General features: G+C 60.2%; 12 protein-coding genes and 4 pseudogenes. 12 read left to right on the top strand and 4 right to left on the bottom strand.

The window, feature by feature from the left end:
- The first annotated feature begins 48 nt into the window (after positions 1–48).
- The 10 genes and pseudogenes from V5B40_RS04350 (at position 49) to V5B40_RS04310 (ending at position 10,205) form a co-directional block, all read left to right on the top strand.
- Positions 49–435: an HPF/RaiA family ribosome-associated protein gene (locus V5B40_RS04350; RefSeq protein ID WP_332353389.1), complete on the top strand. Its 387-nt coding sequence runs from the start codon at positions 49–51 to the stop codon at positions 433–435.
- A gap of 55 nt (positions 436–490) precedes the next feature.
- On the top strand, positions 491–1,174 hold the full coding sequence (locus V5B40_RS04345; RefSeq protein ID WP_332353388.1) for a Bax inhibitor-1/YccA family protein: 684 nt from the start codon (positions 491–493) through the stop codon (positions 1,172–1,174).
- Positions 1,175–1,383: 209 nt separating this feature from the next.
- The gene (moaA, locus tag V5B40_RS04340; protein ID WP_332353387.1) at positions 1,384–2,463 is read left to right on the top strand and encodes a GTP 3',8-cyclase MoaA; all 1,080 of its coding nucleotides are present in this window, start codon (positions 1,384–1,386) and stop codon (positions 2,461–2,463) included.
- Between the two features lie 119 nt (positions 2,464–2,582).
- A complete protein-coding gene (gene moeA, locus V5B40_RS04335; RefSeq protein ID WP_332353386.1) occupies positions 2,583–3,893 on the top strand; it encodes a molybdopterin molybdotransferase MoeA in 1,311 nt (436 codons plus the stop codon).
- A gap of 136 nt (positions 3,894–4,029) precedes the next feature.
- Complete coding sequence (locus tag V5B40_RS04330) at positions 4,030–4,260, top strand: DUF433 domain-containing protein (protein WP_332353385.1); 231 nt, start codon at positions 4,030–4,032, stop codon at positions 4,258–4,260.
- Positions 4,257–4,337: pseudogene (locus V5B40_RS25125) on the top strand (DUF5615 family PIN-like protein); the annotation flags it as partial. The gene V5B40_RS04330 and the pseudogene V5B40_RS25125, both read left to right, overlap by 4 nt.
- A gap of 234 nt (positions 4,338–4,571) precedes the next feature.
- A pseudogene (locus tag V5B40_RS04325) lies at positions 4,572–7,203 on the top strand (type I restriction endonuclease subunit R); the annotation flags it as partial.
- A 32-nt stretch (positions 7,204–7,235) separates the two neighbouring features.
- Positions 7,236–7,451, top strand: a pseudogene (locus tag V5B40_RS04320) (hydroxyacid dehydrogenase); the annotation flags it as partial.
- Between the two features lie 92 nt (positions 7,452–7,543).
- Complete coding sequence (locus V5B40_RS04315) at positions 7,544–8,584, top strand: virulence RhuM family protein (RefSeq protein WP_332353384.1); 1,041 nt, start codon at positions 7,544–7,546, stop codon at positions 8,582–8,584.
- Positions 8,581–10,205 (top strand): annotated as a pseudogene (locus V5B40_RS04310) (type I restriction-modification system subunit M). Before V5B40_RS04315 ends, V5B40_RS04310 begins: the two are co-directional and overlap by 4 nt.
- Positions 10,206–10,551: 346 nt before the next feature.
- Here the strand turns inward: V5B40_RS04310 and V5B40_RS04305 are convergent.
- Together V5B40_RS04305 and V5B40_RS04300 are read right to left on the bottom strand one after the other, a co-directional pair.
- Positions 10,552–10,893, bottom strand: coding sequence for a lipocalin family protein (locus V5B40_RS04305; RefSeq protein WP_332353383.1), 342 nt, complete (start codon positions 10,891–10,893; stop codon positions 10,552–10,554).
- Entirely contained in the window at positions 10,835–11,605 is a 771-nt protein-coding gene (locus V5B40_RS04300; RefSeq protein WP_332353382.1) for an ABC transporter permease, read from the bottom strand. The genes V5B40_RS04305 and V5B40_RS04300 overlap by 59 nt, the downstream gene beginning before the upstream one ends.
- Positions 11,606–11,778: 173 nt before the next feature.
- On the opposite strand from V5B40_RS04300, the gene V5B40_RS04295 reads away from it, so the two are divergent.
- Positions 11,779–12,072, top strand: coding sequence for a type II toxin-antitoxin system Phd/YefM family antitoxin (locus V5B40_RS04295; protein WP_332353704.1), 294 nt, complete (start codon positions 11,779–11,781; stop codon positions 12,070–12,072).
- 6 nt (positions 12,073–12,078) lie between these two features.
- Positions 12,079–12,510, top strand: coding sequence for a putative toxin-antitoxin system toxin component, PIN family (locus V5B40_RS04290; protein ID WP_332353381.1), 432 nt, complete (start codon positions 12,079–12,081; stop codon positions 12,508–12,510).
- 129 nt (positions 12,511–12,639) lie between these two features.
- On the opposite strand, the gene V5B40_RS04285 is transcribed toward V5B40_RS04290, so the two are convergent.
- Both V5B40_RS04285 and V5B40_RS04280 read right to left on the bottom strand, forming a co-directional pair.
- Positions 12,640–13,224, bottom strand: a complete 585-nt coding sequence (locus tag V5B40_RS04285; RefSeq protein ID WP_332353380.1) for a PEP-CTERM sorting domain-containing protein — start codon at positions 13,222–13,224, stop codon at positions 12,640–12,642.
- 725 nt (positions 13,225–13,949) lie between these two features.
- Complete coding sequence (locus tag V5B40_RS04280) at positions 13,950–15,884, bottom strand: toll/interleukin-1 receptor domain-containing protein (protein ID WP_332353379.1); 1,935 nt, start codon at positions 15,882–15,884, stop codon at positions 13,950–13,952.
- Between the last annotated feature and the right edge of the window lie 157 nt (positions 15,885–16,041).

The following is a 16,041-nucleotide window of genomic DNA, read 5'->3' as shown; positions in this document are numbered from 1 at the left end:
GCATGTCCTAGACTGCCTCTTCCGATCAACGCAGAAGAGGAGACATGCATGCATATCGACACCCAAGCCAGGGGCTTTGAGCTCAGCGCGGAAGTACGCGATCACGTTCAGCGGCGCCTGGGCTTCTCGATCGACTGGGCACACGACCGCGTCAACGGTGTCTCGGTGGTTCTATCCGATATCAACGGGCCGCGCGGCGGCAAGGACAAGCGCTGCCGCATTCAGGTCGCCGTTGCCGGCGCCGCCGACGTGCGCATCGATGACACCCAGGCCGATCTCTACCTGGCCATCGATCGTGCTGTCGATCGTGCCGGGCGGGCGCTGGCCCGCCAGGTAGCGCGGCAGCGCCAGCGGCAGCCTGGCCGCAGCAGGGACGCCCGCGCGGCTCTGTCCGTGGCTGTGCCGCCGGCAGACCTCACCACAACGACGGTTTGAGCCGCCTGCGGCATGCCCGCAGCGGCTTGAAATCTTTTCCCAACAGGAGTTCAGAATGAGCAATTTCAATACCCAGACCGCGACTCGTGTCGCGCCGAGCCGCAGCGAGTCGGCAATTGCCACCAATACGGTGATTCGCAACACCTATCTGCTGCTGTCGATGACTTTGCTGTTCGCGGCCCTCACCGCCGGCGTCTCTATGGCACTGAAGCTGCCGCATCCCGGGCTGATCGTGACCCTGGTCGGCTACTTCGGTCTGCTCTTCCTCACCAACCGGCTGCGCAACAGCGGCTGGGGCGTGGCCTCGGTGTTCGCCCTGACCGGATTCATGGGTTATACCCTGGGGCCGATCATCGGTCATTACCTCGGCCTGGCCAATGGCGGCCAGACGGTGATGATGGCCATGGCCGGCACGGCGACGATCTTCGTCGGTCTGTCGGGCTACGCGCTGACGACGCGCAAGGACTTCAGCTTCATGGGCGGCTTCCTGATGGTCGGCGTGCTGCTCGCTTTCCTGGCCGGGCTGGGGGCCATTTTCTTCGAGATTCCGGCCCTGTCGCTGACCGTCTCGGCGGCCTTCGTGCTGCTGATGTCGGGGCTGATCCTGTATGAAACCTCGAACATCATTCACGGTGGCGAAACCAACTACGTGATGGCCACGGTGACCTTGTTCGTCGCCATCTTCAACCTCTTCACCAGCCTGCTGCACCTGCTGGGTTTCATGAACGGCGACGATTGAGTCGGTAGCCGGTTTTCACCTGCGCTGTAACCGCCGTCAGGCAGGGCTGGTGTGGTCACCAGCCCTGCCGCCTGGCTGGCCACCACGGGCGGCCAGCCAGGCGCTCACGAGTGCGTCGGAGTGGGGCAAAGTTCGCTATAATCCGCTGCGAACCGTTCTCATCTTGACCACTTCACGCCGCCACAGGCAGGCCCCAGGGAGCCTCTCCCATGCGCAACGAATCGCTGACCCCGGAGGCCATTCCGGATTCGCTGGTCGGCTTCACACCGCCGACTTCACCGGCCAGCTCGCGGCATGCCGCCGGGACGCTGGTGGACAAGTACGGTCGGCACGTGACCTATGTTCGCCTGTCGATCACCGACCGTTGCGACTTCCGCTGCAGCTACTGCATGGCCGAGGAAATGACTTTCCTGCCGCGGGCGCAGGTGCTGACACTCGAGGAATGCCTGCGTCTGGCCAGCACTTTCGTCGATCTCGGCGTGACCAAGCTGCGCGTCACCGGCGGTGAGCCGCTGGTTCGTCAAAACGTCGTCTGGTTGCTCGAACGACTCGCCGTGCTGCCCGGGTTGAAGGAACTGGTGATGACCACCAACGGCTCGCAGCTCGATCGCTTTGCGCCAGCCTTGCTGGCGGCCGGCGTCAAACGCCTCAACATCAGTCTCGATACCCTGCGTGCCGAGCGCTTCAAGGCGATCACCCGCGTCGGAGAACTGGCCAAGGTGCTGCGCGGTCTCGATGCCGCGCAGGCGGCCGGTTTCCAGCGCCTCAAGCTGAACACGGTGATGATGCGTGGCACCAACGACGACGAGTTTCCGGAGATGGTCGAGTTCGCCGTTGAGCGCGGGATCGATATTTCCTTCATCGAGGAAATGCCGCTCGGCGAAATCGGCCACGCGCGCCAGTCGACCTACATCAGCAGCGAGGAAGCGATGCAACGGCTGGCGGAGCGTTTCGTGCTGCTGCCGTCGACCGAAAGCTCGGGCGGACCGGCGCGCTACTGGCGCATTCCGGGAAGCTCGACGCGCGTCGGTTTCATCTCCCCGCACAGCCACAATTTCTGCGACAGCTGCAACCGCGTGCGCATCACCGCGCGCGGCGAACTCTACCCCTGCCTGGGCAACAACGACGCCAGTCATCTGCTGCCGCTGCTGCGCGCGCATCCGACCGACGATCGCCCGCTGCGCGCGGCCATCGTTCACAGCATGGGGATCAAGGCCAAAGGCCACGACTTCAGCAATCAGATGAACGCCCCGCAGGTAGTGCGCTTCATGTCCATGACCGGTGGCTGAGGGCTGCTTGCTGAAGCAAGTCGGTTGTCCGCAGTCAGCAGTCCGCAGTTAGTAGTCCGCAAGAGGCCATCGCTGCTCGCCAACCCGTCATTTCCCACCACCTTTCAAGGCGAGTCGCCATGAGTCTCACTGCCCGTTTCAGCTGCCTGAGCGATTACGACCCCGACGCGCTGTCGGTCGAGCAGGCGCGTGCCTTCATTCGCAGCCAGCTCACCCCGGTGCGTACCCAGGAGCGTGTGGCGCTACGCAGCGCCCTGGGTCGCGTGCTGGCCAGCGACGTGATCGCGCCCTTCAATGTCCCGGCGCACGACAATTCGGCAATGGACGGTTACGCGCTGCGCCAGGCCGATCTCGCGGGCAGCGGCGAGACGCGCCTGCGCGTGATCGGTACGGCGCTGGCCGGCAAGGGTTTCGCGGGCGCCGTCGGCACCGCTGAATGCGTGCGCATCATGACCGGCGCACTGCCGCCGGCGGGATGTGACACCGTCGTGATCCAGGAGGTGGTCGAGCTCGACGGCGATCAGGTCATCGTCCCGGCCGGCCAGCGCGCCGGCCAGCATATCCGGCTGGCGGGCGAGGATTTGGCTGCCGGCAAGCCGGCGCTTGCCGCCGGGCGGCTGATCCGCCCCGCAGAACTCGGCCTGATGGCGTCGCTCGGCTGTGCCGAGGTCAGCGTTTACCGCCGTCTGCGCGTCGCTTTCTTCTCGACCGGCGACGAGCTGTGCTCGATCGGTACCCCGCTCGCCGACGGCGAAGTCTATGACAGCAACCGCTACACGATTTTCGGCATGCTCACTCGCCTCGGCTGCGAGGTCCTCGACCTCGGTGTCGTCCGCGACGATCCCGCGACTCTCGAAGCAGCCTTCCGCGACGCCGCTGCCGCGGCCGATGTGGTGATCACCAGCGGCGGTGTTTCGGTCGGCGAGGCCGATTTCGTCAAGCCGCTGATGGCAAAGCTCGGCGAAGTGCTGTTCTGGAAGATCGCCATGAAACCCGGCCGCCCGATGGCCTTCGGTCGCCTCGGCTCGCGCGGCGGCGGTGAGGGGGGTGATGGTGGTGAGGGTGGTGATCGGCACGCGGCCTGGCTATTCGGCCTGCCCGGTAATCCGGTCGCGGTGATGGCCGCTTTCTACCAGTTCGTGCGCGACGCACTGCAGCTGCTGATGGGCGCCGATCCGCTGCCCGGCGTGCCGCTGCTGCCGGCCGTGAGCAGGGTGGCGATGAAAAAAGCCCCTGGACGCACCGAGTTCCAGCGCGGCATTCTCAGCCACGCGGAAGGACAGTGGAGCGTCCGCCCGGCCGGCGCCCAAGGCTCCGGCGTCCTGCGCTCGATGTCCGACGCCAACTGCTTCATCGTTCTCGAACATGAGCGTGGCTCGGTCGCCGTCGGTGATACGGTCCAGGTGCAGCTCTTTGACGGGCTGGTCTGAGGCGCGCCGTCACCGCTGCGGTTCCCGTGGTTCCCGTGGTTCCGGTGGTTTCCGTAGCTTGGGCTGAGCCTGCGAAGCCCAACGATTCACCTCTCCAAGCTCTCGCCTGACAATGAGGTTTGCTAAGGAGCAGCACATGGGACAACTTGATCGCATCACCCAGCAGCCCGACGTGATGGGTGGCAAGGCATGCATCCGCGGGATGCGTATCACGGTCGGCATGGTCGTGGGGCAAGTCGGCGCGGGGCACAGCGTCGAGGAAGTTCTGACCGATTATCCCTACCTTGAACGCGAGGACGTCATGCAAGCCATTCGCTATGCCGCGCGGCGTGCCGAAGAACGCGAGGTAATGCTGCTCATCGCATGAAACTCCTCGTCGATATGAACCTCTCGCCGCGCCGGGTCGGAATGCTGGCCGATGCCGGGTTCGAAGCGGCGCACTGGTAACTCCTCGCCACCGGCGGGTGGGGGCGCCCGAAGGGCTCGGCGGAGCCATCCGCCTCACTGGCGGCGGTTCCACACGAAACGACCTAAACCCGTTGCGCAACGCGGTTAAAATCGGGGCGCCAGTACACACCGAGTTAAAGGAACAGGGATTCTGCCCGCCAAGTTTATGGATAAACGCTATCCTCATGCATCATCAATAAGCACAATCCAAAACAGCACAGAACACCATCAATGACTGAACGAGAAATCGAGCAAGCCCTGATCGAGAAACTGGGCGACCTCAAATACACCAACCGCCAGGACATCCGCGATCGCGCCGCGCTGGAACACAACTTCCGCCATCACTTCGAGGCGCTCAATCGCGTTCACCTTACCGACACCGAATTCGCCCGCCTGCTGGAATCCATCGTCACCCCGGACGTGTTCGCTGCCGCCCGCCACCTGCGCGAGCGCAACAGCTTCGAGCGCGACGACGGCACGCCGCTCTACTACACGCTGGTCAACATCAAGGACTGGTGCAAGAACAGCTTCGAAGTGGTCAACCAGCTCCGCATCAGCACCGACTACAGCCACCACCGTTTCGACGTGATTCTGCTCATCAACGGCATTCCGGCCGTCCAGATCGAGCTGAAGACCCTGCAAATCAGCCCGCGCCGGGCCATGCAGCAGATTGTCGATTACAAGAACGACCCCGGCAATGGCTACAGCAGAACCCTGCTTTGCTTCCTGCAGCTGTTCATCGTCAGCAACCGCAGCGACACCTGGTACTTCGCCAACAACAACAGCCGCCATTTCAGCTTCAATGCCGACGAACGCTTCCTGCCGCTGTACCAGTTCGCGGACGTGGACAACACCAGGATCACCCATCTGGACAGCTTCGCCCACGCCTTCCTCGCCAAATGCACCTTGGGCGAAATGATCAGCCGCTACATGGTGCTGGTCGCCAGCGAGCAAAAGCTGCTGATGATGCGGCCGTATCAAATCTATGCCGTCAAGGCGATTGTCGATTGCATCCATCAGCGCTGCGGCAACGGCTACATCTGGCACCACCGGCAGCGGCAAGACGCTCACCTCGTTCAAGGCCTCCACCCTGCTCAAGGACAACCCGGACATCGACAAATGCCTGTTCGTGGTGGATCGCAAAGACCTCGACCGGCAGACGCGGGAGGAATTCAACAAATTCCAGGAAGGCTGCGTCGAGGAGAACACCAACACCGAAACCCTGGTGCGCCGTCTGCTCTCCGACGACTACGCCGACAAGGTCATCGTCACCACCATCCAGAAGCTTGGCCTGGCGCTTGATGGCGCATCTACCAACAATGGCAAGCGCAACTACAAGGAACGTCTGGAACCGCTACGCCAGCAGCGCATGGTTTTCATCTTCGACGAATGCCACCGCTCGCAATTCGGCGACAACCACCAGGCCATCAAGGAATTCTTCCCCAACGCCCAGTTGTTCGGCTTTACCGGCACGCCGATCTTCGAGCAGAACGCCAGCTATCAGCAGATCGAAGGCCAACAGGCGTCCTACAAGACTACGGCCGACATCTTCCAGCAGCAACTGCACGCCTACACCATCACCCACGCCATCGAAGACCGCAACGTCCTGCGCTTCCATGTCGATTACTACAAGCCGGAAGGCGCAGTTGCCAACAAGACGCCACCCAAGCCGGGCGAAGCGCTGGCCAAGCGCGCCATCGTTGAAGCCATTCTCGCCAAGCACGACGCCGCCACCAACCGGCGCAAGTTCAACGCCGTGCTGGCCACCGCCTCGATCAACGACGCCATCGAATACCCAGCCCTGTTCAAGACCGTGCAAACCGAAAAGCAGGCCGCCGACCCCGACTTCCAGCCGCTCAACATCGCCTGCGTTTTCTCCCCACCCGCCGAAGGCAACAAGGACGTGCAGCAAATTCAGGAAGACCTGCCCCAGGAAAAGGCCGATAACGAACAGGAACCCGACAAGAAGAAAGCCGCCCTCAAGGCCATCATCGCCGACTACAACGCCCAATACGGTAGCAACCACGGCATTGGCGGATTCGGCGGATTCGACCTCTACTATCAGGACGTGCAAAAGCGCATCAAGGATCAGCAATACCCCAATGCCGACCTGCCCCATGCTCAGAAGATCGACATCACCCTGGTGGTGGACATGCTGCTCACCGGCTTCGATTCCAAGTTCCTGAACACCCTTTACGTGGACAAGAACCTCAAGTATCACGGTCTGATTCAGGCGTTTTCGCGCACCAACCGCGTACTTAACGACACCAAGCCCTACGGCAACATTCTCGACTTCCGCCAGCAACAAAACGCCGTGGACACCGCCATCGGCCTCTTCTCCGGCCAGACCGGCAAGCCGGCCAAGGAAATATGGCTGGTGGACCCTGCCCCGGTGGTGAGTGCAAAATACAGAAAAGCAGTTGCGGCGATGGCGCAGTATATGAAGCAAAGGAACCTGGTTTGCGAGCCTCAAGCCGTCTACAACTTAAAAGGTGATGCAGCGCGTATCGAATTCATTAGCCGTTTCAAGGAAGTGCAGCGCCTCAAGACCCAGCTCGACCAATACACGGACATTGATGAAGCGCAAGAGCAAACAATCAATGCCATCTTGCCCGAGGATGAGCTGCGTTCTCTGAGAGCTTCCTATCTGGAAACCGCCCAGCGACTCAACGCCCAGCAGGGCAAAACTGGCGAGGAAGCCAGCGACGCGCAAGACGTCATCGAGCAGCTCGATTTCGAGTTCGTGCTGTTCGCATCCAGCCTTATCGACTACGACTACATCATGGCCCTCATCACCCGCTACGCCAGCCAGACACCGGGCAAGCAGAAGATGAGCCGCGATGAGCTCATCGGCCTGATGCAGCAGCTTTTCCCGCTGCTTTCCGAGGCGCCCGCATGACGCAACTCATTCTCTACACCAGCGAAGACGGGCAAACCCAGGTGCAACTGCGGGCCGACCGGGGCACAGTCTGGCTCACACAGTTGGAAATGTCGGAACTGTTCAGCGCCAGCAAGCAGAACATCTCCCTGCACCTGAAGCACATTTATCAGGACGCTGAGCTGGACCCCGCCGCAACTGTCAAGGAATCCTTGACAGTTCAAACCGAGGGCGCACATGCGGCTTCCGACCATTTTCGTGGTGTCACGAAAACGGTCGGGCTGGCGCGTCAGCCGGTGCCGCGCCAGGTGGACAAGGTGCCGGCATGACCGATCAACACCCGAATTCAACGGCTCCGGCTGGCCAGATGCTGATCTACCAGACCGAGGACGGTCGCCTGAAGGTGGAAGCGCGGCTGGAGAATGAAACCCTGTGGCTGACCCAGCAGCAGATGGCGGAGTTGTTCCAGACCTCGCGCACCAATGTGGTGGAGCATATTCAGCATATCTACGACGAGGGCGAGCTGGAGGAGGCGGCAAGCTGTCGGGATTTCCGACAGGTTCGCACGGAGGGCGCGCGAGCGGTGGCGCGCCACATGGCGTTTTATAACCTCGACATGATTTTGTCGGTGGGCTACCGGGTGAAAAGCGCGGTGGCGACGCGCTTTCGCATCTGGGCGACGCAACGGCTGCGCGAGTATATCGTCAAGGGCTTTGTGTTGGATGACGAGCGCCTGAAAAACCCGGATCAGCCCTTCGACTATTTCGATGAGCTGCTGAGGCGCATTCAGGACATCCGCACCAGTGAGCGGCGCTTCTATCAAAAGATTACCGACATCTACGCCACCAGCGTCGATTACGACCCCACCCAGCCGGAGAGCATCGCGTTTTTCCAGACGGTGCAAAACAAGATGCACTGGGCCATTACCGGGCAGACGGCGGCGGAGATCATCCACCGCCGCGCCAACAAGCATCAGCCCAACATGGGGTTGACCAACTGGCGGGGCGGCAAGGTGCGTAAGGCCGACGTGGGCATCGCCAAGAATTACCTCAATGCCGACGAACTGGCCGCGCTCAACAATCTGGTAGAGCAGTATCTGGTGTTCGCCGAAGGTCAGGCGATGCGCCGCGTGCCCATGCACATGAGCGACTGGATCGCCAAGCTGCATGGCTTTTTGTCCATCAACGACCGCGACATCCTCAACCACGCCGGCAAAATCTCGCACGACATGGCCAGGGCCTTTGCTGAGGCCGAGTACGAACAATTCAACACGGCCCGTATTGCCCACGCCGACACACGGGAGACCGATTTCGACCGGGCAGTGAAACGGTTGCCCAAGACACCGGGCAAAAAGAAGAACACATGACCGATCAAGACCAAAAGCAATTGGGCAACACCCTCTGGAGCATTGCGGACCAACTGCGTGGGGCGATGAACGCGGACGACTTCCGCGATTACATGCTCTCCTTCCTGTTTTTGCGTTATCTGTCGGACAACTACGAAACGGCGGCGCAAAAGGAACTGGGGCCGGATTACCCCAAGCTTGATAAGGCCAAGGAAGGCGGCGACCGCCGCACGCCGCTGGCCGTGTGGTACGCGCAGAACCCGGACGACACCACCGAGTTTGAAAAGCAGATGCGCCGCAAGACGCATTACGTGGTCCAGCCCGCCTACCTTTGGGGCAGCATCTCGGAGATGGCGCGCACGCAAGACGGGGAGTTGCTGCACAACCTGCAAAAAGGCTTCGACTATATCGAGAACGAATCCTTCGCCAGCACCTTCGGCGGCTTGTTCTCCGAGATCAATCTGAATTCGGAAAAGTTGGGCAAGGCCTACGAAGCGCGTAATGCCAAGCTCTGCACCATCATCAAGGCCATTGCCGAGGGGCTGGCCAGTTTTCCACCAACAAGGACACGCTGGGCGACGCCTATGAGTATCTGATCGGCCAGTTTGCGGCCGGCTCCGGCAAGAAGGCGGGCGAGTTCTACACCCCGCAACAGATTTCCAGCATCTTGTCGGGCATCGTCACGCTGGACAGCCAGGAACCCGCCACGGGACCCAAAAAGCATTTGGACAGCGTGTTCGACTTTGCCTGTGGCTCGGGCTCGCTGCTTTTGAACATTCGCAAACGACTGAAGGACGCAGGCGGCACCATCGGCAAGATCTTCGGGCAGGAAAAAAACATCACCACCTACAACCTGGCGCGCATGAACATGCTGCTGCACGGGGTGAAGGATTCCGAGTTCGAGATTTATCACGGCGACACGCTCACCAACGACTGGCACATGCTGCGCGAGATGAACCCGGCCCGGATGCCGAAGTTCGATGCGGTGGTGGCCAATCCGCCGTTCAGCTACCGCTGGGAGCCGACCGACGCGCTGGGCGAGGACATGCGCTTCAAGAACTACGGCCTGGCCCCCAAGTCCGCCGCCGACTTCGCCTTTTTGCTGCACGGTTTCCACTACCTGAAGCAGGATGGCGTGATGGCCATCATCCTGCCCCACGGTGTCCTGTTCCGTGGCGGCGCGGAAGAGCGCATCCGCAGAAAGCTGCTGAAAGACGGCCATATCGACACGGTGATCGGCCTGCCCGCCAATCTGTTCTTCTCCACCGGTATTCCGGTGTGCATTCTCGTGCTGAAAAGATGCAAGAAGCCTGATGACGTGCTGTTCATCAATGCCGCCGAGCACTTCGAGAAAGACAAGCGGCAAAACCGCCTGCTGCCCGAGCACATCGACAAGATCATCGCCACCTACCAGTTCCGCCGCGAAGAAGAACGCTACGCCCGCCGCGTGCCGATGGACGAGATCGAAGCCAACGGCTACAACCTGAACATCTCGCGCTATATCAGCACGGCGCAGGCGGACGCGGAAGTCGATTTGCCGGCGGTCAATGCCAAGTTGCTCACTTTGGCGGAGAACATCGAGAAGGCACGGGAAAAACACAATGCCTTTCTCAAAGAGTTGGGCTTGCCAGTCTTGCCGTGACTTTCGGAGCGGTGCACTGTGACCGCAGAGTATTCCGCCGTAACAGACAACAATTCCGCTGCGCTCCATTGCCGCCGGTGAACCTGAACGTGGAGTGATAGCAATTTGCTGGATACGAAAGGTCTGAATTACCGACGTGCTGCCCTTGAGACGTAGGACGTGCCACTGCTCCATTCGGTTAGCTGCAGTTGGATAATTGAAGCGACAGACGGTTGCAACGGGTCGCCAGGCGACGATCATGCGCTGACAGTCAGCGATCAGCAAACGCTGCTGTATTGCACAAGCCCAAATAGATCCCAACTACGACTTGGTGTAAACGCCTGACCCGATGGACGCCCACACCCGTCTACATCTGCAGGCGGTCGGCGTAGCCGGTCATTTCCAGGTAGCCGCAGCCGCTGAGGCTGCCTTTCAGACGCGCCAAGCCTTCCCAATAGACGACGGGCAGCGGTCGGCTGGTCGCGAGCTCCTGATCGTCGAGAATCGGTCGCGTGCGCACGCTGAGCTCGCCGAGACGGATTTCGATTTGTACCGGGTAGCTGGCGCACCGGCGCGGCCAGGGCCAGCGTCGGCAGGAGCAGGGGAGTGCACAGGAAGCTGCGGCGGCGCACGAGTCGGTTTCCTTTCGCCTACTGGGCGTTGGCCAGAACCTGCGCGACCGGCAGTCGGGTCGCCTGGCGCGCCGCATAGCGACTGGCGAGTACCGCTGCCGCCAGAGTGATGGCGGCGCCGGCGCAGACAGCCGTCCAGGGAATCGCCAGCGCCATTCGCCAGTGAAAAGCCTGCGGATTGACGACGTGCGTCAGGATGGCACCGATGGCGACGCCGCAGGCCAGGCCGATCAGCAGGCCGACGGCGGCGATCAGCGCGCCTTCGAGCATCACCGCGTGGCTCAGCATGCGGCGGTCGAAACCGAGCGCGCCGAGCGTCGCCAGTTCACGGGCGCGCAGCCAGACGCTGGCGGCGAGCGTTACCGCCAGCCCGAACAGGCCGATCAGCATCGCTGCGGCTTCGAGCGCGTAGGTCACGGCGAAGCTCTTGTCGAAAATCGACAGGCTCAAGCGGCGAATGGTGGCGCTGTCGGCGACTTCCAGGCCGTACCTGTGAGCCCACGGCGCCAGCCAGGCGCTGGCCTGCGCCTCCTGCCCGGGTAGCGGCCACAGTGCCAGGTCGGTGGGCTGGAAATCGCCACCGAGTTGCTGATAATCCTGGCGGCTGATGACCACGGTGCCGGGCTTGGCGCTGAGCCAGCCGAAAAGCAGTTGCGTAAGCAGCGGCGCGCTGGCGATGCCGACGACCAGCACCAGGGCAATCGAGGCATAGCCGGCGAGCGGCAGTTCGAACAGCGGTGGCAACTGCGTCAGCGCGAACGCGGCCAGTGCCAGCAGCAGCGGCAGCACGGGGCGGGGTCAGATCTTGACTTTTCCCCAAGGCACTGGGAAAAACCTGACCCTCAAAAAGTGGGCGTGACCCCAAAAAGTGGGTGCGTCAGATAACCGCCACTCGGGAACGCCTTGACCGTGAACAAACATCAAACCATAATGATCGCCATGGTTATGCTAAAGAGGTTACCGTGATTACCGAAACCAGCGCAGTCAACTTCAGGCAGAACTTGGGCGAAATGATCAATTGCGTGCAGTACCGGCACGACAGCATCGTCATCAACAAAGATGGCAAACCAGTCGCCGCGCTGGTCGATGCGCGCTTGTTCGAGCGCATTCGTCGCATGCAAGGCCGCTTCGACGCTCTATGTCAGCGCATCGAAACGGGTTTTTCGGATGTGCCCGAGGCGAGCGGCTTGGCCGAAATCGAGGCCGCCGTCGCGCTTGAACGGACGTCGGTACGCGCATCCACAAACAAGCCTTGAACCGCCGTGGCGACGCTGCGCGTAGTGCTCGATACCAATGTTCTGCTTTCGGGCATTGCGTACCCGGCCAGTGTGCCCGGCAAGGTCCTGGCGGCGTGGCGCCACGGTTCGGTCGATGTGCTGCTGTCCGCCTATATCCTCGACGAGTTGCGACGCGTGCTGCCCCGCCTGGCACACCGCCATGGCTTGACATCGGCTGAGATCGACGACCTGGTCGACGCTCTTTCCATTCAAGCCGAAGTCATCGAACCGCTGCCAGACCTGGAACCAGACTTGCGCGACTTCGATGATCAGGCCGTCCTGGGCACTTTGCTCGCCGCACTCGAGGCATCGGGCGCTAACTACCTCATCACCGGTGACAAGGACTTGCTGGCGATGGCTGAACGCTACCCGATCGTCGCTCCAGCGGCCTTCTGGGCCACTCATGCGGGACTTTGATCGCTACAGCGCAAAAGCAGGCCCGCGTTGACCGTCGGCAGTCGGCCAACTGCGGCCATTCATTACTTCCACAGAGCCGTCATTCGAGCAGCTGCTTCGCTCTGTAACCTGCCGAAAGGGCAATTCACACTACCTATATCTGCGGCGGCCAACCAATAGAAAACCGGCCAAGCCCAGCGTCAGCAGTTCCATTGTCCCCGGCTCGGGAACGACGTTGAGCGAGCCTTTGAAATCCATATGGGTATCGACCCCGGTAGGCCTGAAGTAGACAAACCCAGTTCCGAGGAAGCTTCCCGTGGCGTCTTTGAAGACACCCGCTCCGCCCGTCAGCGTGAACGTTTCGATGAATGTCGTAACGCCATTGATTGCCGGAAAAACGATGTTGCCCAAGAAGGTACCGAGCATCGTGTTGCCGCTGCCGAAATCCCACTCGAACAGACCATCAAAGACATTGCCAGTGGCGACGTTGATGCAATGGGTGTCATGGTGGACAAACGCTCCCAGATTCGACACGCCCGGTCCCGTGGGAACGGTGACAAAAAGGTTGGGAGGGGCAGGAACGCCGCAACGGCTGGGATTCGGAACCGACGCGGCTCCATTGAATGAGTCACGGCTGCCAAAGAACTCGATCGTCGCGGCGTGTACCACGGTGACCGAGCAAAGCAACAGCACTGCGACCGATAGTGATTGGAGAACGACCTTGAATGTACGCATGGCGCTTCACCTCTTGGTGACGGGTGGTTAGGGCGGAGGTGCTTAGTCGTGTACTCACGTACTCACCTCACCGTTCAAGTCATCGTACGCAAATGGTTGCGTCCCGTAATAGACGTCTCTAAGGATAGGAAATCCAACGGCACAATGGAAGGTATATGAGCCCCCATCAAGGGATGTCAATCTCAAATTTCGTCCCGGGAGCCCCTGAAAAGTCATCCGAATCCCGCTTCGCCCAGGGTAATGCCCTGCATCTCCCAGAGCGGAAGCGCACGGGCGGGCATCTGGCGTACCGGCAAGGTCGGTTTGCTCAGATGGGGATGATCGTTTGCTGGTCGAGCGAACGTCCGCAGCGTGCTCAGGTGCGGTCATCCGATGTTGCCGAGTGCCAATGACCGGAACGGGTCGTCAGCACTCGGTGATGAATGGCCGCTTTCGGGAAGCGAAACATCACTGACCGCTTTCCGGCGACGAAGTCGACGAGAGGTCGGTCGCATCACGACCCTTTGCGGTCACTCACGCTTTGGCAAAGCAGACCTTCAACGCTACCGCTCACCTGCTGCTGAAGGCGGGAGCGACGTAGGAGCGGACGCTGTAAGCAGTCCGGTGCAGCGCTTTGTTCGGTGGCACAGTCGACTCCTGGAACACTTATTAGCTGACGACGCTCAACGCTCGGTGAGCGATATGACGTTAAAGCTAACTCTACAATTGCTTTCTTTGGTCGAGCATCAGTCTTTTAGTACATCCAGGATCTTCGCCACAATTGAGTTCATCTCTTCTGAACTGCGACACGCGAGTCGATCGGCCAGCATCGGTGCATGGCGGAGCAATTCCTCAACGCTCAGATCGTGCCAGATGGGCAGGATCGCTTTAGCCCCTGACACTGTCTCCCGCGCCATTAATGCATCAAGTTCATTTTGTGGCCACTGTTTGGCTAGAAAACTTGGGCTCAATATCACGATACCATAACGACAACGCGCTAAGCCTTCGCCGATCTTGCGGCGTAGCCCGTCTCCGAGCTTAAGCTCGGTCTTGTCGAACCACACGGTTACACCGGCAGCCACGAGAGCATGATAGAGAGGTTCCGCGAGGTTTATTTTGTCCTCTGAGGCGTGCGATATAAACACGTCGAATTTGTCGTTAACTTCTTGCGACTCGCGCGATGCTGCCGAGGCCAGTTCCCCTTGCGACCTCGGCAACGGGTTCGCACTGACTTCCCTAGCTCTGCGCTTGAGCAGTGCCTGCATCTCCGTGACGACTCGCCTAGGTGTCTCCCAAGCTGCCTCGCACCAAAGCCTCCCTCGCTCCGAGTCGCTTCCCTCCGCAACAAAGAACGCATACAGCACCTCGCGCTTCCAGATGGGTCTGAGAATCGGCAATTCACCAAACGTGGTGAGTACTTGGTGCAGCGAGTCGACCTTCTCTACGTGACCAGCGTGTATTTGGGCAGCGAGTATGCACGCGAGTTCCATCGGATTACTAGCTTCCTCATCGCGCCCAAACAGCGCTTCGCGAGCACTTTCTGGATTGAATCGAGCGCAGGCGATTGCGCCTGTTCCGCGCATGTGGAGATGCTGTGAGTTCAATGCTGAGAAACTTCGTTCCGCTCGGGCGTCGCCTCGGCATGCTAGCGAATAAATCATGTGTGCCGAGATCTCAGAGTCGTTGTTCTCCTGGCCTAAAAGCTCCTCAACGAATTCATCGCACACGGGCCACGCCACATCATGCGCATAGAGCGATGCAAACGCCCAAGAGAATCCCGGGGAATCTGAAGCACTGTTCAAACGTTCCGCAAGTTTCGCCGCCGCTCCAGCGTCTGCAATCTCAGAGAGACTGATGCCCGCGGTTTTGCGTACTGAGTCGTTGAATCGTGGATCCTCGAGCACACTCAACAGGAATGCGCTCGTTCGACTGAGTCGCAAATGGCCCAGTGCTTCGACGCCACATTCCTGAAGAAAATGCGAGTCACTGGCGATCCAGTCGCTTACCAGAGGATCCGCTGCCCGCGACGGAAAATTGTGCGCAACGAAGCGCACATCCCAGTCACTGATCCGATTTTGGCCGAGTACTTCGTCACAAATTAGGAGGAAATCTCTGAACTGGCGAAGGCAACGACTGATGGCGTCGACACTGGTTAACGACGCGGTCATGCGTATGAGTGCCTGTACGACGTAGAAATAGAATTTGTCTAGGTGATACCTACTAGGCTGTCGCCCATAGTCCCTCTGAGGTATCCACTCGCCAGTCTCTGCAAACTCCGATATGCTGAATGCCAGATCGTCTGCTCCCAAGTATCCCAGCGCTTCGATTGCGAGGCGCTGAGAATCAATTTCACCCTGCTTTAAAACGTCTACCAGCCCCTCGGTGGCTCGCTGTTTGTGTTCTCGCAACCCTGCAAAAGCTGGAGCGGCGGAAAGCTTACTCCGCCATGATCCATTGCGAATCACTCGGATAACATAGTCGACGGCGTTGGCGCCGATCGACGCGGCAAGCTTTGCCAGTCGTTGCTCAATCTGAAGCCCGCTGGCTCCATAACCTTCTTGTTCGGGAATGAATAGTCTCAGCGCTTCCTCCCCACGGTCCGCGACTGCAGCTTTTAAAGCGCGATCGCCCAGTAACACATCTCGGCTGAAAAAATCAGAGATCAGCTGGCTGTCACTCATTTGGTTTTTCCTCGTCCTCTTTGACAAGCGTACTGGTAATGCATTTGGCCGGAAAGGTGTAGCCCTGATATTTCTGGGCCAACGCAATTCTGCTTCCACTTGAGATCATCGCTACGCAGGTTCGTCTCTAGCCCCCGAAAAAATGTCCGTTTCAAAT

It is taken from the genome of Candidatus Accumulibacter meliphilus (genome assembly GCF_036625345.1).
GTDB lineage: Bacteria > Pseudomonadota > Gammaproteobacteria > Burkholderiales > Rhodocyclaceae > Accumulibacter > Accumulibacter meliphilus.
This window is presented reverse-complemented; position numbering and strand designations above follow the sequence as displayed.

Excerpts from the sequence above, each read along its gene's own strand:
- V5B40_RS04350 (WP_332353389.1), top strand. The coding sequence starts at position 49 with ATGCATATCGACACCCAAGCCAGGGGCTTTGAGCTCAGCGCGGAAGTA.
- V5B40_RS04345 (WP_332353388.1), top strand. The coding sequence starts at position 491 with ATGAGCAATTTCAATACCCAGACCGCGACTCGTGTCGCGCCGAGCCGC.
- moaA (WP_332353387.1), top strand. The coding sequence starts at position 1,384 with ATGCGCAACGAATCGCTGACCCCGGAGGCCATTCCGGATTCGCTGGTC.
- moeA (WP_332353386.1), top strand. The coding sequence starts at position 2,583 with ATGAGTCTCACTGCCCGTTTCAGCTGCCTGAGCGATTACGACCCCGAC.
- V5B40_RS04330 (WP_332353385.1), top strand. The coding sequence starts at position 4,030 with ATGGGACAACTTGATCGCATCACCCAGCAGCCCGACGTGATGGGTGGC.
- V5B40_RS04315 (WP_332353384.1), top strand. The coding sequence starts at position 7,544 with ATGACCGATCAACACCCGAATTCAACGGCTCCGGCTGGCCAGATGCTG.
- V5B40_RS04305 (WP_332353383.1), bottom strand. The coding sequence starts at position 10,893 with ATGCGGCGCGCCAGGCGACCCGACTGCCGGTCGCGCAGGTTCTGGCCA.
- V5B40_RS04285 (WP_332353380.1), bottom strand. The coding sequence starts at position 13,224 with ATGCGTACATTCAAGGTCGTTCTCCAATCACTATCGGTCGCAGTGCTG.
- V5B40_RS04280 (WP_332353379.1), bottom strand. The coding sequence starts at position 15,884 with ATGAGTGACAGCCAGCTGATCTCTGATTTTTTCAGCCGAGATGTGTTA.